The 24,199-nt window shown below is 77.5% G+C and carries 25 protein-coding genes; 18 read left to right on the top strand and 7 right to left on the bottom strand.

All coding sequences use genetic code 11. The features are described from left to right. The first annotated feature begins 93 nt into the window (after window positions 1-93). From AB8M62_RS09325 to AB8M62_RS09315, 3 genes are all read left to right on the top strand, one after another. Window positions 94-1,209: an acetoin utilization protein AcuC gene (locus AB8M62_RS09325; RefSeq protein ID WP_369055033.1), complete on the top strand. Its 1,116-nt coding sequence runs from the start codon at window positions 94-96 to the stop codon at window positions 1,207-1,209. 215 nt (window positions 1,210-1,424) lie between these two features. Beyond that, window positions 1,425-1,625 carry a helix-turn-helix domain-containing protein gene (locus tag AB8M62_RS09320; protein WP_369054943.1) on the top strand — a complete coding sequence of 67 codons (201 nt, stop codon included), beginning with the start codon at window positions 1,425-1,427 and terminating at the stop codon, window positions 1,623-1,625. Between the two features lie 144 nt (window positions 1,626-1,769). Beyond that, window positions 1,770-1,868: a 30S ribosomal protein bS22 gene (locus AB8M62_RS09315; protein ID WP_012085056.1), complete on the top strand. Its 99-nt coding sequence runs from the start codon at window positions 1,770-1,772 to the stop codon at window positions 1,866-1,868. A 95-nt stretch (window positions 1,869-1,963) separates the two neighbouring features. On the opposite strand, the gene AB8M62_RS09310 is transcribed toward AB8M62_RS09315, so the two are convergent. After that, window positions 1,964-2,824: an HAD family hydrolase gene (locus AB8M62_RS09310; RefSeq protein ID WP_369054942.1), complete on the bottom strand. Its 861-nt coding sequence runs from the start codon at window positions 2,822-2,824 to the stop codon at window positions 1,964-1,966. An 88-nt stretch (window positions 2,825-2,912) separates the two neighbouring features. On the opposite strand from AB8M62_RS09310, the gene AB8M62_RS09305 reads away from it, so the two are divergent. From AB8M62_RS09305 to hemB, 6 genes are all read left to right on the top strand, one after another. After that, window positions 2,913-3,203, top strand: a complete 291-nt coding sequence (locus AB8M62_RS09305; RefSeq protein WP_369054941.1) for a glutaredoxin family protein — start codon at window positions 2,913-2,915, stop codon at window positions 3,201-3,203. A 242-nt stretch (window positions 3,204-3,445) separates the two neighbouring features. Next, window positions 3,446-4,210, top strand: coding sequence for a redox-sensing transcriptional repressor Rex (locus AB8M62_RS09300; protein ID WP_373694900.1), 765 nt, complete (start codon window positions 3,446-3,448; stop codon window positions 4,208-4,210). Further along, window positions 4,211-5,542, top strand: coding sequence for a glutamyl-tRNA reductase (locus AB8M62_RS09295; RefSeq protein ID WP_369054939.1), 1,332 nt, complete (start codon window positions 4,211-4,213; stop codon window positions 5,540-5,542). It abuts the gene before it with no gap. Beyond that, a complete protein-coding gene (hemC, locus tag AB8M62_RS09290; protein ID WP_369054937.1) occupies window positions 5,539-6,621 on the top strand; it encodes a hydroxymethylbilane synthase in 1,083 nt (360 codons plus the stop codon). The genes AB8M62_RS09295 and hemC overlap by 4 nt, the downstream gene beginning before the upstream one ends. Window positions 6,622-6,869: 248 nt before the next feature. Next, window positions 6,870-8,447: a bifunctional uroporphyrinogen-III C-methyltransferase/uroporphyrinogen-III synthase gene (locus AB8M62_RS09285; RefSeq protein ID WP_373694899.1), complete on the top strand. Its 1,578-nt coding sequence runs from the start codon at window positions 6,870-6,872 to the stop codon at window positions 8,445-8,447. Beyond that, a complete protein-coding gene (gene hemB, locus AB8M62_RS09280; protein ID WP_369069325.1) occupies window positions 8,447-9,478 on the top strand; it encodes a porphobilinogen synthase in 1,032 nt (343 codons plus the stop codon). The genes AB8M62_RS09285 and hemB overlap by 1 nt, the downstream gene beginning before the upstream one ends. Before the next feature lie 7 nt (window positions 9,479-9,485). On the opposite strand, the gene AB8M62_RS09275 is transcribed toward hemB, so the two are convergent. Then, window positions 9,486-10,127: a TetR/AcrR family transcriptional regulator gene (locus tag AB8M62_RS09275; protein WP_369069323.1), complete on the bottom strand. Its 642-nt coding sequence runs from the start codon at window positions 10,125-10,127 to the stop codon at window positions 9,486-9,488. 151 nt (window positions 10,128-10,278) lie between these two features. Between AB8M62_RS09275 and AB8M62_RS09270 the strand changes: the two genes are divergently transcribed. Further along, window positions 10,279-11,208, top strand: a complete 930-nt coding sequence (locus AB8M62_RS09270) for an alpha/beta hydrolase family protein (protein WP_373694896.1) — start codon at window positions 10,279-10,281, stop codon at window positions 11,206-11,208. Window positions 11,209-11,279: 71 nt separating this feature from the next. Here the strand turns inward: AB8M62_RS09270 and AB8M62_RS09265 are convergent, their stop codons facing one another. Then, on the bottom strand, window positions 11,280-11,558 hold the full coding sequence (locus AB8M62_RS09265) for a hypothetical protein (RefSeq protein ID WP_369054932.1): 279 nt from the start codon (window positions 11,556-11,558) through the stop codon (window positions 11,280-11,282). Between the two features lie 204 nt (window positions 11,559-11,762). Here AB8M62_RS09265 and hemL point away from each other — a divergent pair, with 204 nt between their 5' ends. The 7 genes from hemL to AB8M62_RS09230 are packed head-to-tail and all read left to right on the top strand — an operon-like array spanning window position 11,763 to window position 18,303. Continuing rightward, the gene (gene hemL, locus AB8M62_RS09260) at window positions 11,763-13,109 is read left to right on the top strand and encodes a glutamate-1-semialdehyde 2,1-aminomutase (RefSeq protein ID WP_369054931.1); all 1,347 of its coding nucleotides are present in this window, start codon (window positions 11,763-11,765) and stop codon (window positions 13,107-13,109) included. Then, complete coding sequence (locus AB8M62_RS09255; protein ID WP_369054930.1) at window positions 13,106-13,747, top strand: histidine phosphatase family protein; 642 nt, start codon at window positions 13,106-13,108, stop codon at window positions 13,745-13,747. Before hemL ends, AB8M62_RS09255 begins: the two co-directional genes overlap by 4 nt. Before the next feature lies 1 nt (window position 13,748). Then, window positions 13,749-14,366 (top strand): TlpA disulfide reductase family protein, encoded by a 618-nt coding sequence (locus tag AB8M62_RS09250; protein ID WP_369054928.1) that lies wholly within the window; start codon window positions 13,749-13,751, stop codon window positions 14,364-14,366. Next, on the top strand, window positions 14,363-15,109 hold the full coding sequence (locus tag AB8M62_RS09245; protein ID WP_369054926.1) for a cytochrome c biogenesis CcdA family protein: 747 nt from the start codon (window positions 14,363-14,365) through the stop codon (window positions 15,107-15,109). Before AB8M62_RS09250 ends, AB8M62_RS09245 begins: the two co-directional genes overlap by 4 nt. Window positions 15,110-15,123: 14 nt before the next feature. Further along, window positions 15,124-17,001, top strand: coding sequence for a cytochrome c biogenesis protein ResB (gene resB, locus AB8M62_RS09240; protein ID WP_369054925.1), 1,878 nt, complete (start codon window positions 15,124-15,126; stop codon window positions 16,999-17,001). Beyond that, window positions 16,998-18,032: a c-type cytochrome biogenesis protein CcsB gene (gene ccsB, locus AB8M62_RS09235; protein WP_369069322.1), complete on the top strand. Its 1,035-nt coding sequence runs from the start codon at window positions 16,998-17,000 to the stop codon at window positions 18,030-18,032. Before resB ends, ccsB begins: the two co-directional genes overlap by 4 nt. Before the next feature lies 1 nt (window position 18,033). Beyond that, window positions 18,034-18,303, top strand: a complete 270-nt coding sequence (locus AB8M62_RS09230; protein ID WP_369054922.1) for a DUF4229 domain-containing protein — start codon at window positions 18,034-18,036, stop codon at window positions 18,301-18,303. A gap of 9 nt (window positions 18,304-18,312) precedes the next feature. On the opposite strand, the gene AB8M62_RS09225 is transcribed toward AB8M62_RS09230, so the two are convergent. The 4 genes from AB8M62_RS09225 to menE form a co-directional block, all read right to left on the bottom strand. Then, complete coding sequence (locus AB8M62_RS09225) at window positions 18,313-18,633, bottom strand: hypothetical protein (RefSeq protein WP_369054921.1); 321 nt, start codon at window positions 18,631-18,633, stop codon at window positions 18,313-18,315. Window positions 18,634-18,691: 58 nt separating this feature from the next. Then, the gene (locus tag AB8M62_RS09220) at window positions 18,692-19,588 is read right to left on the bottom strand and encodes a 1,4-dihydroxy-2-naphthoate polyprenyltransferase (RefSeq protein WP_369055024.1); all 897 of its coding nucleotides are present in this window, start codon (window positions 19,586-19,588) and stop codon (window positions 18,692-18,694) included. Window positions 19,589-19,777: 189 nt separating this feature from the next. Continuing rightward, window positions 19,778-20,104, bottom strand: a complete 327-nt coding sequence (locus AB8M62_RS09215) for a PLD nuclease N-terminal domain-containing protein (protein WP_369069321.1) — start codon at window positions 20,102-20,104, stop codon at window positions 19,778-19,780. A 44-nt stretch (window positions 20,105-20,148) separates the two neighbouring features. Then, window positions 20,149-21,462 (bottom strand): o-succinylbenzoate--CoA ligase, encoded by a 1,314-nt coding sequence (menE, locus tag AB8M62_RS09210; RefSeq protein ID WP_369055866.1) that lies wholly within the window; start codon window positions 21,460-21,462, stop codon window positions 20,149-20,151. A 221-nt stretch (window positions 21,463-21,683) separates the two neighbouring features. On the opposite strand from menE, the gene AB8M62_RS09205 reads away from it, so the two are divergent. Beyond that, complete coding sequence (locus tag AB8M62_RS09205; RefSeq protein ID WP_369069320.1) at window positions 21,684-24,062, top strand: putative bifunctional diguanylate cyclase/phosphodiesterase; 2,379 nt, start codon at window positions 21,684-21,686, stop codon at window positions 24,060-24,062. The last annotated feature ends 137 nt before the right edge of the window (window positions 24,063-24,199 follow it).

The raw sequence follows: 24,199 nt of genomic DNA, 5'->3' as shown, positions 1-24,199 counted from the left end.
GCCGCGGCCGGCCCCCCGGCCCCGGCGCCGGACGCGGTGCGGGTCGTGTGGGACCCGGTGTTCAACCAGTACGACTTCGGCCGCTGGCACCCGATGGCGCCCGTGCGCCTGGACCTGACGGCCCGCCTGTGCGAGGAGCTGGGCCTGTTCGCCCGCGAGGGCGTCGAGGTGGTCAGCGCCCGCCCGGCCTCCGACGAGCTGTTGCTGCGGGTGCACGAGCCGGACTACGTGCGCGCGGTGCAGGCGGCCTCGGCGGACCCGCGGGTGGCCGAGCCGGTGTTCGGGCTGGGCACCGAGGACGACCCGGCCTTCCCGGGGATGCACGAGGCCGCGGCCCGCATCGTGGGCGCCTCGGTCGACCTGGGGCTGGCGCTGCTGCGCGGCGAGGCGGCGCACGGGGTGAACTTCTGCGGCGGCATGCACCACGCCAAACCCGGCTGCGCGAGCGGGTTCTGCGTCTACAACGACGCCGCGGTGGCGATGCGCGCGATGCTCGACGCGGGGGCCGAGCGCGTGGCCTACGTGGACCTGGACGTGCACCACGGCGACGGCACCGAGGCGGTCTTCTGGGACGACCCGCGGGTGCTGACGATCAGCGTGCACGAGTCGGGCACGACCCTGTTCCCCGGCACGGGCTACGCCGACGAGCTGGGCGGGCCGGACGCGCTGGGCTCCGCGGTGAACCTGGCGCTGCCGGCGGGGGTGCGCGACGGGGACTGGCTGCGGGCGGTGCACGCGGTCGTGCCGCAGCTGGTGCGGGCGTTCGCGCCGGACGTGCTGGTCACCCAGCACGGCTGCGACACCCACGCGCTGGACCCGCTGGGCCACTTCGCCGTCTCGGTGGACGCCCAGCGCGCGGTGGCGCGCTCGATGCACGAGCTGGCGCACGAGGCCGCGGGCGGGCGGTGGCTGGCGCTGGGCGGCGGCGGGTACGAGGTGGTGGACGTGGTGCCGCGCACCTGGGCGCACCTGGTCGCGGAGGCGTCGCGGCAGCCGCTGGACCCGGCGACGCCGGTGCCGGAGGGCTGGCGCCGCTACGTGGAGGAGCTGACGGGCCGGCCGGGACCGGCGTCGATGACGGACGGTGGCAGCGCCACCTGGACGGGCTGGGAGTCCGGCTACGACCCGGACGCCGCGGTGGACCGGGCGGTGCTCGCGACGCGGCGGGCGGCGTTCCCGCTGCACGGGCTGGACCCCGAGTTCGACTGACGAGGTCCACTGAGCGTCACCGCCCCGGGCGCCGTCGTCGCGGTGCGTGAGGTCCTTGCACCCGCCAGATAGGTGACTGTCGGTAGTGATTTGGACACGGAGATCTTCCACGGGGGTCACTCCTGCCCCTATGGTGGAGGTGTGAACGCGCCCCGACCGGGCCGGCCGGTCCGGACGGCGGGCCGCCGGTGCGCGACTGAGGGGTGTGCGTGGTGATGCCTGAGGACCGCCCGCTGTCCGACGTCCGCTTCCTGACCGTGGCGGAGGTGGCGTCGATGATGCGCGTGTCGAAGATGACGGTCTACCGGCTCGTCCACAGCGGTGAGCTGCCCGCCGTGCGCGTCGGCCGCTCCTTCCGCGTCCCCGAGGACGCCGTCCACGAGTACCTGCGCCAGTCCTTCATCGACACCGCCTGAGCCGGCACCGCCCGAGCCGCCCGGGCCCCGAGAGGGCGCGCGGGCGCCGGGGCCCGCCGCGGCCGGTAGACTCCCGTGCGGTTCGCCGCGTCGCAGCGGCGCGAGCAGGCACCGCGAGAAGACCGTCGAGTGAGCGAGGACCCCTTGGGCTCTGTCATCAAGAAGCGTCGCAAGCGCATGGCGAAGAAGAAGCACCGCAAGCTCCTGCGGCGCACGCGCCACCAGCGCCGCAACAAGAAGTGAGCTGACACCGGCTCCACCGCGAGGGCGGGTCCCCGGCCGGGGACCCGCCCTCGTCGCGTCCGGGGCCGGGGCGCCCCAGCGCGCCTCAGCGCGCCTCAGCGCCGGCGCAGCAGCCCCGTCACCGCGACCGCCACCGCGACGGCGCCCGCCCCGGCCGTCCAGCGCGCCGTGCGCCGCCAGTTGCGGAAGTCGTGCACGGGCCAGCCGCGCTCGCGCGCGTACCGGCGCAGCGCCGCGTCCGGGTTGACCGCCGCCGGGTGCCCGACCGCCCGCAGCAGCGGCAGGTCGTTGGCGGAGTCGGAGTAGGCCGCGCAGCGGCGCAGGTCCCAGCCGCGCCGCGCGGCCAGCGAGCGCGCGGCGTCCGCCTTGGCGGGCCCGTGCAGCGGCTCCCCGACGAGGCGGCCCGTGTAGACGCCGTCGACGCTCTCGGCGACCGTGCCCAGCGCACCCGTCAGCCCCAGCCGCCGGGCGATCGGCTCGGCCAGCTCCACGGGGGCGGCCGTCACCATCCACACCGGCACGCCCGCCGCCAGGTGCCGCTCGGCCAGCGCGCGGGTGCCCGGGCGCACCTTGGCGCCCACGTGCAGGTCGTACACGTCCTCGCCGATGCCGCGGACCTCGGCCACCTCGCGGCCGGCGACGAACGCCAGGCCGAGCTGCCGGGCCTCCAGCAGGTGCCCGTGGTGCTCCCCGCGCAGCGCGAAGTGCAGCGCCCGGCGGGTGAAGGTGCGCAGCTGGGCGCGGGAGAAGAAGCCCCGCGCGGCCAGCTCGCGGGCGAAGTAGAACATCGACGCCCCGCGCACCAGCGTGCCGTCGAGGTCGAAGAACGCGGCGTCCAGCGCGGCGGGCGGGACGGGGGCGTCGGCGGCGGGCGGTTGCGGGGAGGGGGCGCCGCTCCCGGTCGCGGGGTCCGCGCGGGGAGTCGTCGGGGGGCCTGCCGCCGGTGGCACCGCCATGGGCGTCATCGTAGGTGCTGACGGGTGCGGTCCGTCCGGCGCGGGCGGGCCGCCGGTGCGCCCGCGCGGCGGGCGGGGAGGAGCAGCGGTGGCGCGGGACGCGACGGGGAGCGGCGGGGACGGGGTCCGGGTGGTGCTCGTCACCCGCGCGGGCTGCCACCTGTGCGAGGAGGGGCGCGCCGTCCTGGCCCGCGCGGCGGCCGCGCGCGGCACGGCGTGGGCCGAGGTGGACGTGGACGCCGACCCGGAGCTGCTGCGCCGCTACGGCGAGCAGGTGCCGGTGCTGCTGGTGGACGGCGAGCCGCGCGACGCGGGGCGCCTGGACGAGGGCCGGGTGGCCGCCGCGCTGGCCGGCCGGCGCTGGTGGCGCCGCCGCTGAGCGCCGCGCGCCCGCCCGAGCCCGGAGGGTGAGGGCAGGCTCACCTCACCCGGCCGGCGGGGATCGCCGCAGCTCAGCGGCCCGCGAGACCCTCGTCACCCGGGGCCCCGTGACTTTGTGCGCACGTTCACAAACGCCTACGCTGGACGCGCACGATTGCCCATCCGCTCATCACGAGGGTGCCAGGTCTGACCGCTGTGGACGACGACGAGGTGACCCGGCCGAGCCTGGCCGGGGACGGTCTGACGGCCGCCGTGCAGCGGGCCGTGGCCGAGCGGGCGGCCGGCGCGGGCGACGTGCCCGAGGCCACCGTCGCGCGGCTGCCCCTGTACCTCAGCGCGCTGTCCGCCTTCGCCGACGCCGGCCTGCGCACCGTCTCCTCCGAGGCGCTGGCCCAGGCCGCCGGCGTCGGCTCCGCCAAGCTGCGCAAGGACCTGTCCCACCTGGGCAGCTACGGCACCCGCGGCGTCGGCTACGAGGTCGCCGAGCTGCACCGGCACATCGCCGACCGCCTCGGGCTGGCGACCCGCTGGCACGTCGTCATCGTCGGCATCGGCAACCTCGGGCACGCCCTGGCCGGCTACGCCGGGTTCGCCTCCCGCGGCTTCAGCGTCGCCGGCCTGTTCGACGACTCCCCGGCCGTGGTCGGCGAGGTCGTCAGCGGGCTGCGCGTGCGCCCCGTGGCCGACCTGGCCGCCGTCGTGCGCGAGGTCGCCGCCACCGGCGGCGCCGTCATCGGCGTCCTGGCCGTGCCCGCCGCCCAGGCGCAGGGCGTGTGCGACCGCATGGTCGCCGCCGGCGTCACGAGCGTCCTGAACTTCGCCCCCGCCGTCCTGCGCGTGCCCGAGGGCGTGGACGTGCGGGGCGTGGACCTGGCCTCCGAGCTGCAGATCCTCGCCTTCCACGCGCAGCGCAAGTCGTCCCCGCGCCCGGCGGGCCCGCCGTCCCAGGACGGCGGGCGCCGGCGGGCGCCCGCAACCGCACCGCTCGTCGGGGAGGTGGTCTGAGTGGCGCTCCTGGTCGTGGGCATGTCCCACCGCACGGCGTCCCTGGAGGTCCTGGAGAGGGCCACGATCGACCCGGAGGCCGTGCCGCGCGTCGTGGCCGAGCTGACGGCCTCCCCGCACGTGGAGGAGGCGTTCGTCCTCTCCACCTGCAACCGCGTCGAGCTGTACTGCGACGTCAGCCGCTTCCACGGCGGTGTCGCCGACGTCGGCGCGCTGCTGGGCCGCCGCGTCGGCGTGCCGCTGGAGGACCTCGGCGACCAGATGTACGTCCACTACGAGGACGCCGGCGTCGAGCACCTGTTCCGCGTCGCCTGCGGGCTGGACTCGATGGCGGTGGGCGAGAGCCAGATCCTCGGCCAGCTGCGCGGCGCCCTGCGCGACCTGCACACCGGCGACGGCGCGGGCGGGCAGCTGGACCGCCTGCTCCAGCACGCCCTGCGGGTCGGCAAGCGCGCCCACAGCGAGACCACGCTGGACGCCGCCGGCGCCTCCCTCGTCGACGCGGCCCTGGCCCGCGCCCACGAGGCCGTCGGCGGGCTGGACGGCCGCCGCGTCCTCGTCGTCGGCGCCGGCGCCATGAGCGCCCTCGTCGCCACCACCGTGGCCCGGCTCGTGCCGACCGCCGAGGTCGTCGTGGCCAACCGCACCCCCGAGCGCGCCGAGCGGCTGGCCGCGGCCGTCGGCGGGCGCGCCGTCGGGCTGGACGCCCTGCGCCGCGAGGTGGCCGCCGCCGACCTCGTCCTCAGCTGCACCGGCGCCGTCGGGCACGTCCTGGACGTCGCCCTCGTCGCCAGCGCCCTGCTGGACCGCCCGCAGCGGCCGCTGTTCCTGGCCGACCTGGCCCTGCCGCGCGACGTGGACCCCGAGGTCGCCACGCTGCCCGGCGCGCACCTGGCCGACCTGGAGGTCCTGGGCGCCGACCTGGCCGGCACCGCCGTCTCCGACGACCTGCGCGCCGTGCGGGCCATCGTCGCCGAGGAGGTCGCCGCGCACGCCGCGTCGCTGCGCGCCGCCGACGTCGCCCCCACCGTGGTGGCCCTGCGCGCGCAGGCCCGGCACGTCGTGGACGCCGAGATGGCGCGCCTGGCCGGGCGCGTGGACCTGGCCGAGGACGTGCGCGCCGAGGTCGACCGCACCGTGCACCGCATCGTGGAGAAGCTGCTGCACACCCCGACCGTGCGCGTGAAGGAGCTCAGCGCCGCCCCCGGCGGCGGCGGGTACGCGGCCGCGCTGCGCGCCCTGTTCGACCTGGAGGTCGGCGCGGCCGGCGGCGCGCGCGGCGACGCGCCCCTGTCGGGCACCGTCGCCGAGGCCGTGGGGAGGGTCCCGTGACGACCGCCGCCACCACCGCGTCCACCGGGTCCACCGGCGCGGGCGTTCTGCGCCTGGGCACGCGCCGCAGCGCGCTGGCCACCACCCAGAGCGGGTGGGTGGCCGACCTGCTGCGCGCCGCCGGGCACGAGGTCGAGCTCGTCGAGGTCACCACCCACGGCGACGTCTCCCGCGAGCCGCTGGCCCGCATCGGCGGCACCGGCGTGTTCGTCTCCGCGCTGCGCGACGCCCTGCACGCGCGCCGCGTGGACCTCGCCGTCCACTCCCTCAAGGACCTGCCCACGGCCCCCGCCGACGGGCTGGTCCTGGCCGCCGTGCCCGAGCGCGAGGACCCGCGCGACGTCCTCGTCGCCGCGGGCGGGCGCACCCTGGCGCAGCTGCCCCGCGGCGCGCGGGTGGGCACCGGCTCCCCGCGCCGGGCGGCGCTGCTGCGCGACCTGCGCCCCGACCTGGACGTCGTGGCCGTGCGCGGCAACGTCGACACGCGCCTGCGCCTGGTCGCCGACGGGCGGGTCGACGCCGTCGTCCTGGCCGCGGCGGGCCTGAACCGGCTCGGCCGCCTGGACGAGGCCACCGACCTGCTGGACCCGGACGTCGTCGTGCCCGCCCCCGGTCAGGGCGCCCTGGCCGTGGAGTGCCGGGCCGGCGACGAGGCCGTCCTCGCGGCCCTGGCGCCGCTGGACGCGCCGGCCGCGCGGCGGGCGGTCGCCGCCGAGCGGCGCGTCCTCGCCGCGCTGGAGGCCGGCTGCTCGGCGCCCGTCGGCGCGCACGCCCGCGTCCGCGGCGGCGAGCTGCACCTGACAGTCGCCGTGGGCGCCGCCCCGCAGGACCCGGACGGCGTCGACGGCGCGGACGTCCCCGGCGCTGGCGGTGCGCCCGCGCCGCTGCTGCGCCGGGAGGTCAGCGCCCCCGCCGGCACCGAGGAGGAGGCCGCCGCGCTCGGCGAGCGCGTGGCCCGCGAGCTGCTCGCGGGTCCCCTCCGCGGCGGCCTCCGACCCCCCGCCGCCACGGCGGCACCCCCCCAGGACCACCCCCAGGACGCGACGCGTCCTCGTCAGGACACGGAGAGTGGCTCGTGAGCACGACGACCAACAGCCCGGTGATCGACGGGGCGGCCGACGCCCCGGCGGTGCTCGCCACGGACGCCCCGCAGGTCGCCGTGCTCACCGGGCCCACCGCCGGGCCCACCGCCGGGCCCACCGCCGAGGCGGACCCGGTGCCCGCGGCCCCGCTGCAGGCGCCCGCGGAGGCGGCCCCCGCTGCGGTCCGCGCGCCGCGCCGCTCGCGGGCGGCCGGCGCGTCGTCGGCCTCCCGCGCCGCGGCGCCGCTGGGCCACGTGTCCTTCGTGGGCGCCGGCCCCGGCGACCCCGGCCTGCTGACCGTCCGCGCGGCCGAGCTGCTCGGCACGGCCGACGTCGTCGTCCTCGACCAGGCCAGCCGCGAGGACCTCGTGGCCCGCTACGGCCGCGACGGCGTCGAGGTCCTCGACGCCGGCTTCGGCGACGACGGGCAGCCGCTGACCCGCGCCGCGCGCGCCAAGCTGGTCGTCAAGGCCGCCAAGGGCGGCGGCCGGGTCGTGCGCCTCATGGACGGCGACCCGTCCACCTTCACGAGCCTGCCCGACGAGATCGCCGCGCTGCGCAAGGCCGGCGGCGCCTTCGACGTCGTGCCCGGCGTCTCGGCCGTCACCGCGGTCCCCACCTACGCCGGGGTGCCCGTCACCACGGCCGGCACGACCAGCGTGCACGTCGTCAGCCCCGGCGGGCGCGCGGTGGACTGGACCCGGCACGCCGACCCGGCCAGCACCGTCGTGGTCCTCGGCACGGGCGACGACATCGCCGCGGCCGCCGCGGGTCTGCTGGCCGCCGGCCGCGAGCCGGGCACCCCGATCGCCCTCACCTCGCACGGCACGACGACCGTGCAGTCGACGACCACGACGACGCTGGGCGAGGTGGAGCCGCTGGCCACCGCCATCGACGGCTCGCCCACCACGGCCGTCATCGGCGAGGTCGTGGCCCTGCGCGAGCAGGCGTCCTGGTACGAGACGAAGCCGCTGTTCGGCTGGCGCGTCCTCGTGCCGCGCACCAAGCAGCAGGCCGGCGGGATCACCGCGTCGCTGGCCGAGCACGGCGCCACCGCCGAGGTCGTCCCGACGATCTCGGTCGAGCCGCCGCGCACGCCGCAGCAGATGGAGAAGGCCGTCAAGGGCCTGGTCACCGGCCGCTACGAGTGGATCGGGTTCACCTCCGTCAACGCCGTGCGCGCGGTGCGGGAGAAGTTCACCGAGTACGGCCTGGACGCCCGCGCGTTCAGCGGCCTGAAGGTCGCCGCCGTGGGCGGGGTCACCGCGGACGCGCTGCGCGACTGGGGCATCGAGCCGGACCTCGTGCCCACGGGCGAGCAGTCGGCCACGGGCCTGCTGGAGGCGTGGCCGCCCTACGACGACGTCCTGGACCCCATCAACCGGGTGTTCCTGCCGCGCGCCGACATCGCCACCGACACCCTCGTGGCGGGTCTGCAGGAGAACGGCTGGGAGGTCGACGACGTGACGGCCTACCGCACGGTGCGCGCCGCCCCGCCGGCCGCGCCGGTGCGCGACGCCATCAAGACGGGCGCCTTCGACGCGGTCGTCTTCACCTCCAGCTCCACGGTGCGCAACCTCGTCGGCATCGCCGGCAAGCCGCACCCCTCGACGGTGGTGGCCTGCATCGGCCCGGCCACCGCCAAGACCGCCGAGGAGCACGGCCTGCGCGTGGACGTGCTGGCCGCCGAGCCGTCCGCCGACGCCCTCGTGGAGGCGCTGGCCGCCTACGGGCAGGGGCTGCGGGTCAGCGCCGCCGAGGCGGGCGAGCCGGTGCTGCGCCCCAGCCAGAAGAAGTCGTCCGCGCGCCGGCGGGCCCGCTGATGAGCGTCCCCGCGGGAGTGCCCGGACCGGCCGCCGGGCCGCGCCCGGCGGTCGGGCCGCTGGCGGTGCGCCCGCGGCGGCTGCGTTCCACCCCGGCCGTGCGCCGGCTGGTCACGGACGTGCGCCTGCACCCGTCGGACCTCGTCCTGCCGATGTTCGTGCGCGAGGGGATCGACGAGCCGCGGCCGGTGCGCACCCTGCCGGGCGTCGTGCAGCACACCCGCGCCTCGCTCGTGGCCGCCGCGCGCGAGGCCGTCGCCGCGGGCCTGGGCGGGATCATGCTGTTCGGGGTGCCCGAGCGGCGCGACGCCCTCGGCTCCGGCGCCGACGACCCCGACGGGATCCTCAACGTCGCCCTGGCCGACGTGCGCGAGGCGGTGGGCGACGACCTCGTCGTCATGGCCGACCTGTGCCTGGACGAGTTCACCGACCACGGCCACTGCGGCGTCCTGGACGCCCGCGGCCGCGTCGACAACGACGCCACGCTGGAGCGTTACGCCTCGATGGCGCTGGCCCAGGCGCGCGCCGGCGCCCACGTGCTGGGCCCCAGCGGGATGATGGACGGGCAGGTCGGGCACCTGCGCGCCGTCCTGGACGCCGCCGGCCGCGACGACGTGCTGCTGCTGGCGTACGCGGTGAAGTACGCCTCGGCGTTCTACGGCCCGTTCCGCGAGGCCGTGGACTCCCAGCTGACCGGCGACCGGCGCACCTACCAGCAGGACCCGGCCGCGGCCGTGTCCGAGGCGCTGCGCGAGGTCCGCCTGGACCTGGCCGAGGGCGCCGACCTGGTGATGGTCAAGCCGGGCCTGCCGTACCTGGACGTGCTGCGCGCGGTCGCCGACGTCGCCGACGTGCCGGTCGCGGCCTACCAGGTCTCCGGCGAGTACGCGATGGTCGAGTTCGCCGCGCAGGCGGGGGCGGTGGACCGCGACCGGGTGGCGCTGGAGTCGCTGCTGGCGCTGCGCCGCGCCGGCGCGCAGGTGCTGCTGACGTACTGGGCGCTGGAGGCCGCGCAGCGCTGGCTGGGCTGAGCCCGGGTCAGCCCCAGGTGCGCCGCTGGGCCTCCAGGCCGCGCACGAACAGCTCGAAGGCGGCGTCGACCCGCTCGGCGTCGCCCGTGAGCAGCCGGTCCACCGCGAGCCCGCGCATCGTCGACAGCGCCAGCGTGGCCAGGGGACCGGCGGCCTCCTCGGGGCAGCCCTCGCGCACGAGGCCCTCGCGCACCAGGGCGGTGCGCTCGCGCACGGAGCGGCGCACGGCGAGGGCGGTCTCCCCCTCGCCGTAGAGGGCGGTGCCGGTGATCGCGATGAACAGGCGCACGGCGCGCTGGCCCGGATCGGTCGTGGCGTGGCGCCACAGCGCCCGCAGCGGCCCCCCGGGCGGGTCGCCGGCGACGAGGCCGGGGGCGCTGAAGGCCCGGTCGAGGACCTCGGCGACGACCTCGGCGACCAGCTGCTCGCGGCTGGCGAAGTGGTGCAGCAGCGCGGCGTGGCTCACGCCCGCCGAGCGCGCCAGCACGCGCAGCGACAGCCCCTCCAGACCGTGCTCCAGGACGTGCTCGGTGGCCGCGCGCAGCAGCTCCTCGCGGCGGTGCCGGTAGCGCAGGCGGCGGCCGTCGACGCGCTGCGCCCCAGCGGGTCCCGGCTCCTCGCCGGTGCCGTCGCGCGCGCCGTCGTCCACCCGCGGAGGGTAGCGGGACGGGTTCGCCCGAATTGCTTGACCACTCGGTCAGCCAACACTACGGTCCTCAGCTGCCGGGACCCACGACCTCGACCCCGTCGCAGCGCACCGCCGCGCGCGGGACCGGCCCCACCCCCTTCGAGGAGACGACGTGACGACCTCCGCGCCGGCCCCCGCCGCCCGCCAGACCCCCACCGCCCCGGCCGCCCCCCGCGGGCGCCACCGCCTGCGCGCCGCCCTCGCGGCCGCCGCCCTCGCCGCCGCCCTGCCGTTCACCGGCGCGAGCGCGGCCCACGCCGCCGACAACCCCTACGAGCGCGGTCCCGCGCCGACCACGGCCAGCGTCGAGGCCACCCGCGGCTCCTTCGCCGTCTCGACCACGACCGTCTCCAGCTACACCGCGCGCGGCTTCGGCGGCGGCACGATCTACTACCCGACCTCGACGACGGCCGGCACCTTCGGCGGCGTCGTCGTCGCCCCCGGCTACACCGCCACCCAGTCGAGCATGTCGTGGCTGGGCCCGCGCCTGGCCTCGCAGGGCTTCGTCGTCTTCACCATCGACACCCTCAGCCGCTACGACCAGCCGGCCTCCCGCGGCCGGCAGATCCAGGCCGCCCTCGACTACCTGACCGGCTCCAGCAGCGTGCGCGCGCGGGTGGACCGCAACCGCCTGGGCGTCATCGGGCACTCGATGGGCGGCGGCGGCGCGCTGGAGGCCGTCAAGGCCAACCCGGCCATCCGCGCGGCCGTCCCGCTGACGCCGTGGAACACCGACAAGACGTGGCCGGAGGTCACCACGCCGACCCTGCTGGTCGGCGCGGAGGACGACTCGGTGGCGCCGGTGTCCTCGCACGCCGAGCCCTTCTACTCGACCGTGCCCGCCTCCACCCGCAAGGCGTACCTGGAGCTGCGCGGCGCGAGCCACTTCGCGCCCAACTCCTCCAACACGACGATCGCCAAGTACACGATCAGCTGGCTCAAGCGCTTCGTCGACGAGGACGTGCGCTACTCGCAGTTCCTGTGCCCGGCGCCCGCGCCCAGCACCGCGATCCTCGAGTACCGCTCCACCTGCCCGTACTGACGGGCGTGGCCGGGGGTCGGCGGGCGGGTGCCCGCCGGCCCCCGGCGTACGGGACGTCGCCCCCGCCCGGCTCAGGGGGCGGTGTGCACCGCCCGGAAGCCGTCGTCGTCGCGCCGCACGCGCCACACGCGCACGTCCTTGCCGCCGGGGGAGCCGTCCTTCTCGAAGACCCGCACGGCGCCGTCGACGGCCGTGCCGAGGCCGACGACCTCGTGGCCGAGCGCGCCGCGCGAGAGCCGGAAGACCGTCTCCCCGGTGAAGTCGTCCAGGTCGCGGGGCGGGCGCCCGCCCACCTCCTCGACGACGTAGTCCTCACCGGACACGACAGGGTCGCTGCGCAGCGTGCTCATGGTTGAACTCCCGCGATCGCGTGGCACCGGGGCCGACCGGCCCGGGCAGCAGCGAGTGTCCGGCACGGCCGGGGCGCGCGCCAGGGTCCGCGGGGACCGGTCGCGCGTCCGCTCGCGCCGCACCGCCGTGACGTCTGTCACGACGCTGCGTCGTAGACGCCCCTCGGGCGGGCGCACCCCGCGGGGCTTGCGACACTTGACCCCGTGACAGCGTCGACGCCCACCCCGGCGAGCCCGGCTCCCGCCGCCTCCGAGGCCCTGTTCGAGCGGGCCGGACGGGTGATCCCCGGCGGCGTCAACTCGCCCGTGCGGGCCTTCCGCGCCGTGGGCGGCACCCCCCGCTTCACCGCCAGCGCCCGCGGCCCGTACCTGACGGACGCCGACGGCCGCGAGTACGTGGACCTCATCTGCTCGTGGGGCCCGATGATCCTGGGCCACGCCCACCCCGACGTGCTGGCCGCGGTGCGCGCCGCCGCCGAGCGCGGCTTCTCCTACGGCACGCCCACCGAGCGCGAGGTGGAGCTGGCCGAGGAGATCGTCGCCCGCGTCGGCCCGGTCGAGCAGGTGCGCCTGGTCAGCTCCGGCACCGAGGCCACGATGAGCGCGGTCCGCCTGGCCCGCGGGTTCACCGGCCGCCCCGTCGTCGTGAAGTTCGCCGGGCACTACCACGGCCACGTCGACTCCCTGCTGGCCTCGGCCGGCTCGGGGCTGGCGACGTTCGCGCTGCCCGACACCCCCGGCGTCACGGGCGCCTCGGCGGCCGACACCCTCGTCCTGCCCTACAACGACCCGGCCGCGCTGGCGGAGGTCTTCGCCGCGCACGGGGACCGGATCGCCTGCGTCATCGTCGAGGCCGCCGCCGGCAACATGGGCGTCGTCCCGCCCGCGCCGGGGTTCACCGCCGAGCTGCGCCGCGTCACCCGCGAGCACGGCGCCCTGCTGATCACCGACGAGGTGATGACGGGCTTCCGCGTCTCGGCGGCCGGCTGGTGGGGGTACGAGGGGCTGGGCGCCGAGCACGCCCCGGACCTCATGACGTTCGGCAAGGTCATGGGCGGCGGGTTCCCCGCCGCCGCGTTCGGCGGGCGCGCCGAGGTCATGGCCCACCTGGCGCCGGCCGGGCCCGTCTACCAGGCGGGCACCCTGTCGGGGAACCCCGTCGCCACCGCGGCCGGGCTGGCGACGCTGCGCGGCTGCACCCCGCAGGTGTACGCGGCCGTCGAGCGCGCCGCCGCCACCGTGCGCGACGCGGCGAGCGCGGCGCTGGTCGCGGAGGGCGTGCCGCACCTGGTGAACACCGCCGGGTCGATGTTCAGCGTGTTCTTCACCGGCCTGGACGAGGTCCGCGACTACGACCAGGCCCGGCAGCAGGACCTCGGCGCGTTCCGCGCGTTCTTCCACGCGATGCTCGAGCGCGGCGTGCACCTGCCGCCCAGCGCGTACGAGGCGTGGTTCCTGTCCGCCAGCCACGACGACGCGGCGCTGGACCGGGTGCTGGACGCCCTGCCGCACGCCGCGCGCGCGGCCGCCGCCGGGGCGGGCTCGCTGTGAGCGGGCGCACCGTCGTCCACCTCGTGCGGCACGGCGAGGTCCACAACCCCGAGCGCGTCCTGTACGGCCGGCTGCCCGGCTACCGGCTGTCCGAGCGCGGGCAGGCGATGGCCGCCCGCCTGGGCCTGCACTTCTCCGTGCGCGACGTCGCCTCGGTGACGGCCTCCCCGCTGCAGCGCGCGCAGGAGACGGCCGCGCCGATCGCCCGCGGCCTGGGGCTGCCGCTGGGCACCGAGCCGCGGATCGTCGAGGCCGGCAACTCCTTCGAGGGCCGCCGCATCGGCTCCGGACCCGGCTCGCTGCGCGACCCGCGGGTGTGGCCGCGGCTGTGGAACCCGCTGCGCCCGAGCTGGGGCGAGCCGTACACCGAGCAGGTGGCGCGGATGACCGCCGTCGTGCGCGACGTGCGCGACGCGTTCCCCGGCCGCGAGTCCGTGCTCGTCAGCCACCAGCTGCCCGTGTGGCTGACGCGGCTGCGCGCCGAGGGCCGCCCGCTGGCGCACGACCCGCGCCGGCGCCAGTGCGCCCTGGCCTCGATCACGTCGCTGGAGTTCTCCGGCCGCCGCCTCGTCGCCGTCTCCTACAGCGAGCCGTGCGCCGACCTGCTGGTGGGCGCCGACCCGGTCCCGGGGGCCTGACGTGGCCGTCCGCCGTCCCGTCCGCGCCCTGGCCGCCGCCGCCGCGGCGATCGCCCTGCTCGCCGGCTGCGGCAGCGACGACGGCCTGCCCGCCGCCGGCGGCGACCTCGGCTACGTGCAGGGCGACGGCACGTGGGTGGAGACCCCGCCCGAGGCGCGCAGCGTCGTCGTGGAGTTCTCCGGCACCGGCATCGACGGCGAGACGATCGACCTGGCCGACCTGCGCGGCGACGTCGTCGTGCTCAACACGTGGTTCGCCGACTGCGCGCCGTGCCGCGAGGAGGCGCCGACGCTGGAGGCCGTCGCGCAGGAGTACGCCGACCGCGGCGTGCGCGTCGTCGGCATCAACACCCGGGACACGGCCGCGCGGGCGCGCGCCTTCACCGAGCGCTTCGGCGTGACCTTCCCCAGCGTCCTGGACGAGGACGGCTCGGCGATGCTCGCGCTGCGCGGGGTCGCCCCCCGCGCCACCCCCACGACCGTCGTGCTGGACGCGCAGGGCCGGGTGGCCGGGCAGGTGTCCGGCGTGGCGGAGCGCTCCATCCTCACCGGCCTCGTGGACGGCGCCCTGGGCGACGGGCCCGGCGCCGGAGGAGAGCCGGAGGGGGCGCCGGCGTGACGGGTGACCTGCAGCAGACCGTCGTGGCGGGGCCGCTGCTGCTGGCGGTGCCGCTGGCGGTGCTGGCGGGGCTCGTCTCGTTCCTGTCCCCGTGCGTGCTGCCGCTGGTGCCCGGCTTCCTCGGCTACGTCACCGGCCTGACCGGGGAGGACCTGGAGCGGCAGCGGCGCGGGCGGATGGTCGCCGGGGCCCTGCTGTTCGTCCTGGGGTTCTCGACCGTCTTCGTCCTCATCAACTTCACCGCCGGCAGCCTCGGCTACGCGCTGCAGGCGAACACCCTCGTCCTGCAGCGCGTGCTCGGCGTCCTCGTCGTCGCGATGGGCGTCCTGGTGCTGGCCTCGCCGCTGTGGGCGCAGCGGGAGTTCCGGATCCGGTGGCGCCCGCCCGCCGGTCTGGTCGGCGCCCCCCTGCTCGGCCTGGTGTTCGGGCTCAGCTGGGGCCCGTGCGTCGGCCCGATCTTCGCCGCGATCGTCGCCCTCGGCTGGCAGAGCGGCACCGCGGGCCGCTCCACGGGCCTCGCGGTCGCCTACTGCCTGGGCCTCGGCCTGCCGTTCGTCCTGCTGGCCCTCGGCTTCGCGCGCGGCATGCGAGTGCTGTCGGTGCTGCGGCGGCACCGCGGGGCCGTCAACCGCGCCGGCGGCGTCCTGCTCGTCGTCATCGGCGTCCTGCTCGTCACGGACGCCTTCACCTGGTTCACCTCCCTGCTCTCCGGCCCGATCGCCTCCTTCGAGACGGTCCTCTAGGCGGACACCCACCCATGGCACACGACACGACCCGCGACGGGTCCCACCTCGACGACCTGCGCGACGGCTACCGCGACGGGGGCCCCGGCGGCGCCGCGTCCCGCCCGGCCGGCTCCTCGCGCTCCGGCTCCGCGGGCTCCAGCACCGCGGCGGCGCCGCTGCGCCCGGGGGAGTTCCTGCGCTACTGCTGGCGGCAGCTGACGAGCATGCGCGTGGCGCTGTTCCTGCTGATGCTGCTGGCGGTCGCGGCCGTGCCCGGCTCGACGTTCCCGCAGCGCGGCACCGACCCGGCGGGCGTGGCGCAGTTCGTCCTGGACCACCCCACGGCGGGCCCGTGGCTGGACCGGCTTCAGTTCTTCGACGTCTACAGCTCCGTCTGGTTCTCCGCCGTCTACCTGCTGCTGTTCGTCTCCCTCGTCGGCTGCGTGCTGCCGCGCGCGGGCGTGCACTGGCGGGCGCTGCGCTCGCGGCCCCCGCGCACCCCGGCGCGCCTGTCGCGGCTGCCGGAGCACCGCGAGGCCGAGCTGGCCGCCGACCCGGCGACGGCGCTGGGCGCGGCGCGCGCGGCCCTGGGCCGCCGCTTCCGCGTCGACGTGCGCCCCGACGGCGGCGACGGCGCGTCCGGCGGGTCCGTGGCCGCCGAGCGCGGGCACCACCGCGAGAGCGGCAACCTGCTGTTCCACCTGTCGCTGGTCGGGCTGCTGCTGGCCGTGGCGACCAGCGCCCTGTTCTCCTACTCCGGCCAGCGGCTGGTCACCGAGGGCGAGTCCTTCGTCGGCACGACCAGCGACTGGGACAGCTTCGAGTCCGGCGTGTGGGCCGACCAGGGCGACATCCCCCCGTTCGCGCTGACGCTGGAGCGGATGACGGTGGGCTTCGAGGCGCAGCAGACCTCCCAGATCGGCCAGCCGCGCCAGTTCGCCGCCGACGTCCTGCTGACCGACGAGCCGGGCGCCGAGCCGCGCGCGGAGACCGTGCGCGTCAACCACCCCGCCGTCGTGGACGGCGCGCAGGTGTCGCTGTCCGGCAACGGCTACGCGCTGCGGCTGACCTACCGCGACGGCGCGGGAGACGTCGTGGCCGACGGCGCGGTGCCGTTCCTGCCGCAGACCGCCAACTACGACTCCACGGGCGTGCTGAAGGTCCCCGACGCGGTGGACGCCGACGGCGAGCCCGTCCAGGTGGGCCTGCAGGGCGTCTTCCTGCCGGCCGCGACGGTCGGCTCCGACGGCGCGCCCGTGTCCGGCTTCCCCGACCTGGCCAACCCGGTGCTCGTGATGACCGCGTGGACCGGCGACCTGGGCCTGGACGACGGCCGGCCGCAGAACGTCTACGAGCTCGACGACAGCGGCCTGACCCGCGTGCTCGACGACGCCGGGCAGCCGGTGGCGCTGCAGATGCAGCCCGGCGACGTCGCGGAGCTGCCCGGCGGTCTGGGCACCCTCACCTTCGAGGGCGTGCAGCGCTTCGCCTCCTTCGACGTGCGGTACACCCCCGGCCAGCACGCCGCGCTCGCGTTCTCGCTGCTGGCCACGGCCGGGCTGGTGATGTCGCTGTTCCTGCCGCGCCGGCGCCTGTGGGTGCGGGTCGTCCCGGCCGCCGGCGGCGGCTCGCGCGTGGAGGTGGCCGGGCTGTCGCGCGGCAGCGACGCCGGGCTGGGCGACGAGGTCGACGGGGTCCTGCGGCGGCTGCGCCGGGAGCTGGGCGAACCCGTCCCGGACGAGGCCGGCCCGGACGAGCCGGAGGACGGGGACGTGACCCCGTCGGGGGACGCCCCCGCGGTGGGGGACGATGGGGACGGCGCGCCGCGGCGCGCCGGACGAGGGGCCGCGGACGCGGCCAGGGTCCCGGGGGGCACCGGGACCGACGGACGGCCTGAGGAGACGGCGTGAGCGTCGACGAGAACATCGCGGGGATCAGCAACGTCCTGCTGTACGCGGCGATGGCCGCGTACCTGTTCGCCATGACGGCCTACGCCGCCGACCTCGCCGAGAGCGGCAAGGTGGTCAAGGCCCGCCGCGGCGAGCCGGCCGCCCGGCGCGCCGGCGGCCAGCGCGGCGCGTCGGCAGGGTCGGCAGGGTCGGCGGGCGGGCGGGTGGCCGCACCCCCGGCCCCGCCGGTGCGGGTGCCGCGCGGGCGCCGCCGCGCCGCCGCGGTCGGCACGTCGCTGTTCGTGCTGGCGACCCTGTTCCACCTCGGCTCCGTCGTGGCCCGCGGCCTGTCGGTGCACCGGGTGCCGTGGGGCAACATGTTCGAGTTCGCCCTCACCGGCACGCTCGTGGTGTCGCTGGCCTACCTCGTCGTCGTGCTGCGCGCCCACCTCGGCGCGCCCGGCGCGGGCCGCGACGCCCGCTACCTGGGCGTCTTCGTCGCCGGGCCCGTGCTGGCCACCCTCGGGATCGCGCTGCGCACCTTCTACGTCGAGGCCGCCCAGCTCGTCCCCGCCCTGGACAGCTACTGGCTCGTCATCCACGTCTTCGTCGCGATCCTGGCCAGCGCCCTGTCGACCGTCGGCTTCTCCGCCACGGTCCTGCAGCTGGTGCAGGAGAAGCGCGAGCGCTCGCGGGCGGCCGGCCGCGTGCCCGGCGGCGCGTTCATGGACGCCCTGCCCTCCTCGGTGGAGCTGGAGCGCACGGCGTTCCGCCTGTACGCGGTGGGCTTCGTCATGTGGACGTTCACGCTCATCGCGGGCGCCGTGTGGGCGCAGGTGGCGTGGAACCGCTACTGGGGCTGGGACTCCAAGGAGGTGTGGACGTTCGTCATCTGGGTCGTCTACGCCGCCTACCTGCACGCGCGGGCGACCCGCGGCTGGGACGGCCGCCGCGCCGCCTGGCTGGCCTGCGCCGCCTTCGCCTGCATCCTGTTCAACTACCTCGTGGTGAACATCTTCTTCCCCGGTCTCCACTCGTACGCGGGGGTGTGACGTGTTCGTGGCGTTCCGCTACTCGGTGCTCCGGCTGAGCATCTTCGTCGGGTCCCTGCTGCTGCTGTACCTGCTGGGCGCGCGCGGCTGGCTGGCCCTGGGCCTGGCGGCGGTGGTCTCGGTGCTGCTGTCGCTGGTGCTGCTGCGCAAGCAGCGCGACGCGATGGCCGCCGAGGTGCAGCGCCGCGTGGACGCGCGCGTCCAGGGCGGCGGCCGGCGCTCGCGCTTCGAGCGCGGGCTGCGCGAGGACGAGGACGCCGAGGACCGCTGAGGGGTCCCCTCAGCGCAGGGGCAGGTCGCGCAGCAGCTCGGGGCGCTCGCGCTCCAGGGCCGCGAGGTCGATGAGCGCGGGCAGGACGGCCGCGCGGCCGCCGGCGGGGTCGTCGCCCGGCCCGGCGTCGTCGCGCTCGGCCCGGTCCAGGGCGGCGGCCAGCACCTCCAGCACCCGGCGCACGAGGACGGGCTCCTCGGCGGCCGTCACGTCCAGGCGCGCCAGCAGCTCCTCGTCGGCGGTGACGACGTGCTCGCTGCTGCCCGTCGCCGTCGTGAGCACCGCCGCGTAGCGGTGCGCGCCGTCCGCCCGGACCTCGACCTCCGTCACGGCGCGCAGCCTACGGCCGCGCGGGCCCGCCGGCGGGCGGACGCGCTCGCCGGACCGCTCACAGGGCCAGGCCGAGCGCCAGCAGCGCCCCGGTCACCAGCTCCAGCTGCCCGGTGCGCTGCAGGACGGGCACGAGGTCGCGCCCGCGGGCCCCGCCGAGCACGGTGCGCACGGGCGGCACCGCGGGGACGACGGCCAGCAGGACCAGCAGCGCCCACGGGTGCCGCGGCGCGCACGCCAGGGCCGCGGCGAGCGCGCCGGCGACGGTCCCCGCGTACAGCAGGCGGGTGCGCTCCTCGCCCAGGCGCACGGCCAGCGTCCGCTTGCCGGCCACGGCGTCGGTGGGCACGTCGCGCAGGTTGTTGGCCAGCAGGATCGCCACGGCCAGCAGCCCCACGCAGACCGCGCCGGCCACCGCGACGCCGCTGACCCGCCCGGCCTGCACGTACGTGGTGCCCAGGACGGCGACGAGGCCGAAGAAGACGAAGACGAACACCTCGCCCAGCCCGGCGTAGCCGTAGGGGCGCTTGCCGCCGGTGTAGTACCAGGCGGCGGCGATGCTGGCGGCGCCCACGAGCAGCAGCCACCACGCCTCGGCCAGGGCGACGACGGCCAGACCGGCCAGCGCCGCCACGGCGAAGCAGCTGAAGGCCGCGTCGCGCACGTGCCGCGGCTCGGCGGCGCCCGAGCCGACGAGGCGGAAGGGCCCGACCCGGTCGGCGTCGGTGCCGCGCACGCCGTCGGAGTAGTCGTTGGCGTAGTTGACGCCCACCTGCAGGGCCAGGGCGACGACGAGGGAGAGGACGGCGGTGCTCCAGCGCACGCCGTCCAGGGCCGCGGCGGCGCCCGTGCCCACGAGGACGGGGGTCAGCGCGGCGGGCAGCGTGCGGGGGCGGGCCCCGGCCAGCCACTGCCGCGCGCTCGCCCGGCGCCGGGTCGGCGGCGTGGAGGGCAGCTCGCTCAGCGGGACGGTCCCGGGCGCCCCGGGGTCGGCGGCGTCGGTCGAGGGGCCGGTCGAGGGGTCGGGCGGGGGGTCAGCGGGCTGCGGCACGGCGGACCACTGTGCCAACGACGGCGCGCCGGTGCCCGCCCGGGTCCCGGGCGGGCACCGGCGCGCGCCCGGTCGTCGGCCGGCCGGGGCCGGTCAGCGCGGCGGCTGCTCGCGCAGGCGCCGCAGGAAGTCCTCGTCGTCGTCGGGGCCGCGCGGTGGCGCCGAGGGCGAGCCGCCCGGGCCGCCGTAGCCGCGCCCGCCCCCGCGGCCGCCGCCACCGCCGTGCCCGCCGGGCGGCAGGGGGCGGCCGGCGACGAGGTAGGCCGCCGGCCCGACGATCGGCACGAAGACCACCAGGAGCACCCAGGCCCACCGGGGGAACATCCGCACCTCGGCGTCCCGGGACTGGGCGATGTCGAACAGCGAGTAGACGGCCAGTGCCAGGGGAACCAGCACGGCCAGGGCGCGAAGCACGGTCATCCCTCCCACTGCCGCCGGCCGGTCGGACGCCGGCGGCCGGTCCGTCACCTGCTGGACGACCGGGCGTCGCCCGCGGTTCCCAGTCTCGCACCGGGAGCGGCCGCCAGCGCGCGGAGCGCGGAGCGGTCCGGCTTGCCCGGACCGCGCAGCGGCAGCTCCTCCAGCAGCAGCAGCCGGCGGGGGGCCGCGTGGGCGCCCAGGCGCGCGCGGACCGCCTCGCGCAGCTCCTCCAGGGAGCAGCCGCGCGCCGCGGGGACGACGACCGCGACCACCGCCTGCCCCCACTCCGGGTCGGGGACGCCGACGACGGCGACCTCGCGCACCCCCGGGTGCTCGGCCAGGACGGCCTCCACGGCGGCGGGGGCGACCTTGAGGCCGCCCGTGACGACGACGTCGTCGACGCGGCCGAGGACGTCGACGCGGCCGTCGGCGCCGAGCGCGGCGGTGTCGTCGGTGCGGAAGGCGCGACCGGCCGCGGTGCGGGTGAACGCCGGGTCGCCGGGGCGGCCGCGGTAGCCGCGGGCGACCACGGGCCCGGACAGCACCAGCCGCCCCGCCCCGCCGGGCTCGGCGGACGGTTCGAGCGAGGCGACGACGCCGTCCAGGGGCACGCCGTCGTAGACGCAGCCGCCGCACGTCTCCGAGGAGCCGTAGGTGGTCACGACGCGCACGCCGGCGGCGCGGGCGCGCTCCAGCAGCACCGGCGGGGTGGCGGCCGCGCCGACGAGGACGGCCGCGCAGGAGGCCAGGGCGGCGCGCGCCTCCCGGCCCTCCGCCCCGCCGGCGTCGAGCAGCCGGGCCAGCTGGGTGGGCACGAGGGACGTCAGCAGCCGGCGGCCCGTGGCGCGCGCGACGGCGGCGGTGAAGGCGCGGGCGGTGAAGCCGTCGCGCAGGTCCGCGACGACGGGCTCGGTGCCCGCGCGCACCGAGCGCAGCAGGACCTGCAGACCGGCGACGTGGTGGCCCGGCAGCGCCAGCAGCCACTGCTCGCCGCCGCCGAGACCGCTGCCGGGACCGCCGCCCCCGAGCCGGGCGGCCGTCGCGGCCGCGGACGCGCGCAGGGCCCCGGCGCTGAGCAGGGCGGGCTTGGGGACGCCGGTGGAGCCGGAGGTGGCGACGACGACCGCGGTGGGGTCGGCGGGGTCGTCCTCGTCGGGGGCCAGCGGCTCGCCGGCCCCGACGGCGGGGTGCGGGGCGTGGTCGGCGGCGTGCGGGTGCAGGGCGTCGCCGCGCCCGTCGAGGGCTCCGGCGAGCGCGGGCAGCAGCCGCAGGACGCCCTCGCCGGCGGGCACGGGCAGCGGGGCGACGCGCCGGGCCGCGGGACCCGCGGGACGGTCGGCGGGGTGCGGGCGGGCCACGCCAGGAGGGTAGGCCGCCCGCCGGTGCCCCTCCCGCCCCGTCCGCCCCTGCTGTCACGGCCTGTCAGGATTGCTCCACGCAGGGGAGCGGCAAGCAGGCGATCGGGTGAAGCAGGTCCGCCGATCGGGCGGTCCGGGCACCCTGGTGGTCGATGGAGCGTGACCGCGCATGATCGGAGTGTCAGGATGACGCTGCTCGCGCGCTCGTGGGGGAGGTGACGATGAGCACAGGGGTCCGGGTCGAGCGCCCGCTCGGCGGCATCGTGTTCGACGCCGTCGTGGCGGCCGCGGCCGTCCTCGTCGCGGTCCACGCCGTCGTCCGCTTCGCCTCCGGCGCCGGCGTCGCCGAGCTGCGCGACCTCGGCCTGTGCCTGCTCGTCGGGCTGCCGCTGACCCACCTGCTGACCCGCTTCCCCTTCCAGCTGAGCATCCGCCACGCCGGGGTCGAGGTGCAGTTCGACGTCGGCGTCCTCGTCTTCCTGCTGTGCTCCACCACGCCCCGGACGGCCGTCCTGGCGTGGGTGCTGTGCGTGCTGCCCACCCAGCTGCTGCAGCGGCGCCGGTGGGTCAGCCGCGTCTTCAACGCCTCCATCGGCGTCCTCTTCGCCCCCGTGGCCCTCTTCGTGCTCGACCGGCTCGGCGCGGGCGGCCGCGCCCCCGACGGGCAGTTCCAGGCCGTGCGCCTGGACCACGGGCCCGAGGAGGTCCTCGCCGTCCTCGTCGCCGTCGCCGCCGTCTTCTGCGTCGACACCCTCGTCTCCGCGGTCTCCGTGGCCCTGCACGAGGGCACCACCGTGCGCAGCGAGCTGTCCGACTTCGGGGCCTGGCTCAGCGGCGGCACCGCCGTCGCCGTCGGCGGCCTCGGCTACCTCGGCGGGCTCGTGGAGGCGCTCGTCAGCCCGCTGGCCGCGGTGCTGCTCGTCATCCCGCTGGTCGTCACGATGATCGCCACCAAGGCCATGCGCCAGACCCGCGACGTCGCCCGCCGCACCGAGGCGCTCTTCGAGGCCGCCACCGCCCTGCACACCCAGGGCCGGCGCGCCGACCTGGCGCGCGCCCTGCAGAAGCACGCCCGCATGGTCGCCGGCAGCCCGGCCGCCACCGTGCGCTCCGTCGGCCCCGCCGAGGACGAGATCGGCGTGCCGGTCGTCGCCGGCGACGGCGTCGTCCTGCACATCACCGCCCCCAAGCAGCGCGACCCCGCCCACCGCGCCTCCGACGAGAAGGCCCTGGAGGCGCTCGCCAGCGTCGGCGAGGCCGCGTTCTTCCGGGTCAGCGCCAGCGAGGAGATGCACGGCCTGGCCCGCCGCGACGTCGTCACCGGCCTGCCCAACCGCCTGCAGTTCGCCGAGCAGCTGGGGCGCGCCCTCGACCGCGCCCGCGAGACCGGCGCCCTGGAGCGCCTCGTCGTCCTCTACCTCGACCTCGACGGCTTCAAGGGCGTCAACGACCGCTTCGGGCACGAGGCCGGCGACGAGCTGCTGCGCGTGGTCGGCCAGCGCCTGCGCGACACCCTGCGCGAGGGCAGCACCGTCGCCCGCCTCGGCGGCGACGAGTTCGCCGTCCTGCTGCCCGAGTGCACCGACTCCGAGGGGCTGTGCCGGCGGGTGCTGGCCGCGCTGCGCGTGGAGGTGCGCATGCGCGGGCACGTGCTGCGCGTGCAGGGCAGCATCGGCCTGTCCCGCGCCCGCCCCGGCGACGACGTCGGCACCCTGCTGCGCAACGCCGACACCGCCATGTACCGGGCCAAGGCCACCGGCAAGAACCGCTGGGTGGAGTTCCGCCCCGAGCTGCTGGAGGAGGAGATCGCCCGGCTGCAGGTCATCGAGGACCTGCAGCAGGCGCCCGCCGAGGCGTTCGTCGTGCACTACCAGCCGATCGTCGACCTGCGCAGCTCCGAGGTCGTCGGGCTGGAGGCCCTCGTGCGCTGGCGCCGCGACCGCGGCGGCAGCGTCGAGCCGCTCGTGGGCCCGGAGGAGTTCATCGGCCTGGCCGAGCGCTCGGGCACCGTCGTCGGCATCGGCGACGCCGTGCTGCGCACCGTCGCCCGCGACGCGGCCGTCCTGCAGGCGCGCGCCGGCCGGCCCCTGGACCTCATGGTCAACGTCTCGCCCGTGCAGCTGCGCCACCCCGACTTCGCCGCCCGGGTGGCGGGGGCGGTGCGCCAGACCGGCGCCAGCGGCTGCCGGCTGCACCTGGAGATGACCGAGAGCGTCATGATCGACGACGACAGCGCCGACGTGCTGCGCGACCTGGCCGAGACGGGCGCCCAGCTGACGATCGACGACTTCGGCACCGGGTTCTCCTCGCTCGGCTACCTGCGCCACCGGCCGTTCAGCTCGTTCAAGATCGACCGCAGCTTCGTGCGGGACATCGCCACCGAGCCCACCGCCCGCGCCCTCGTGGAGGGCATGGTGAAGATGGGCCAGGCCCTGGACCTCGCCGTCGTCGCCGAGGGCGTCGAGCACCCCGAGCAGGCCGAGATCCTGCGCGGCATCGGCTGCGGGCTGGCGCAGGGGCACCTGTACTGCACGCCGCGGCCGCTGGAGGACCTGCAGGACACCGTCCTGGCCCGCGCGGCGCGGCCCCTCACCGCCTGACGGCCCCGGCCCACCCCCGGGCGGGGGACGGCCGGAGGGGTGACGCGGTTGGACCGAGCGGGCGGTCGCCCCTCCGGCGCGTCAAGGGCGGGACCGGCCGGGACGACGTGTGCTGCATCGTCCCGGCAGCCCGCCGG

This window comes from Kineococcus terrestris, assembly GCF_041020755.1.
Classification (GTDB): Bacteria; Actinomycetota; Actinomycetes; order Actinomycetales; family Kineococcaceae; genus Kineococcus; species Kineococcus terrestris.
The sequence above is the reverse complement of the archived record's forward strand: the minus strand, read 5'-3'. Positions and strand labels throughout refer to the sequence as shown.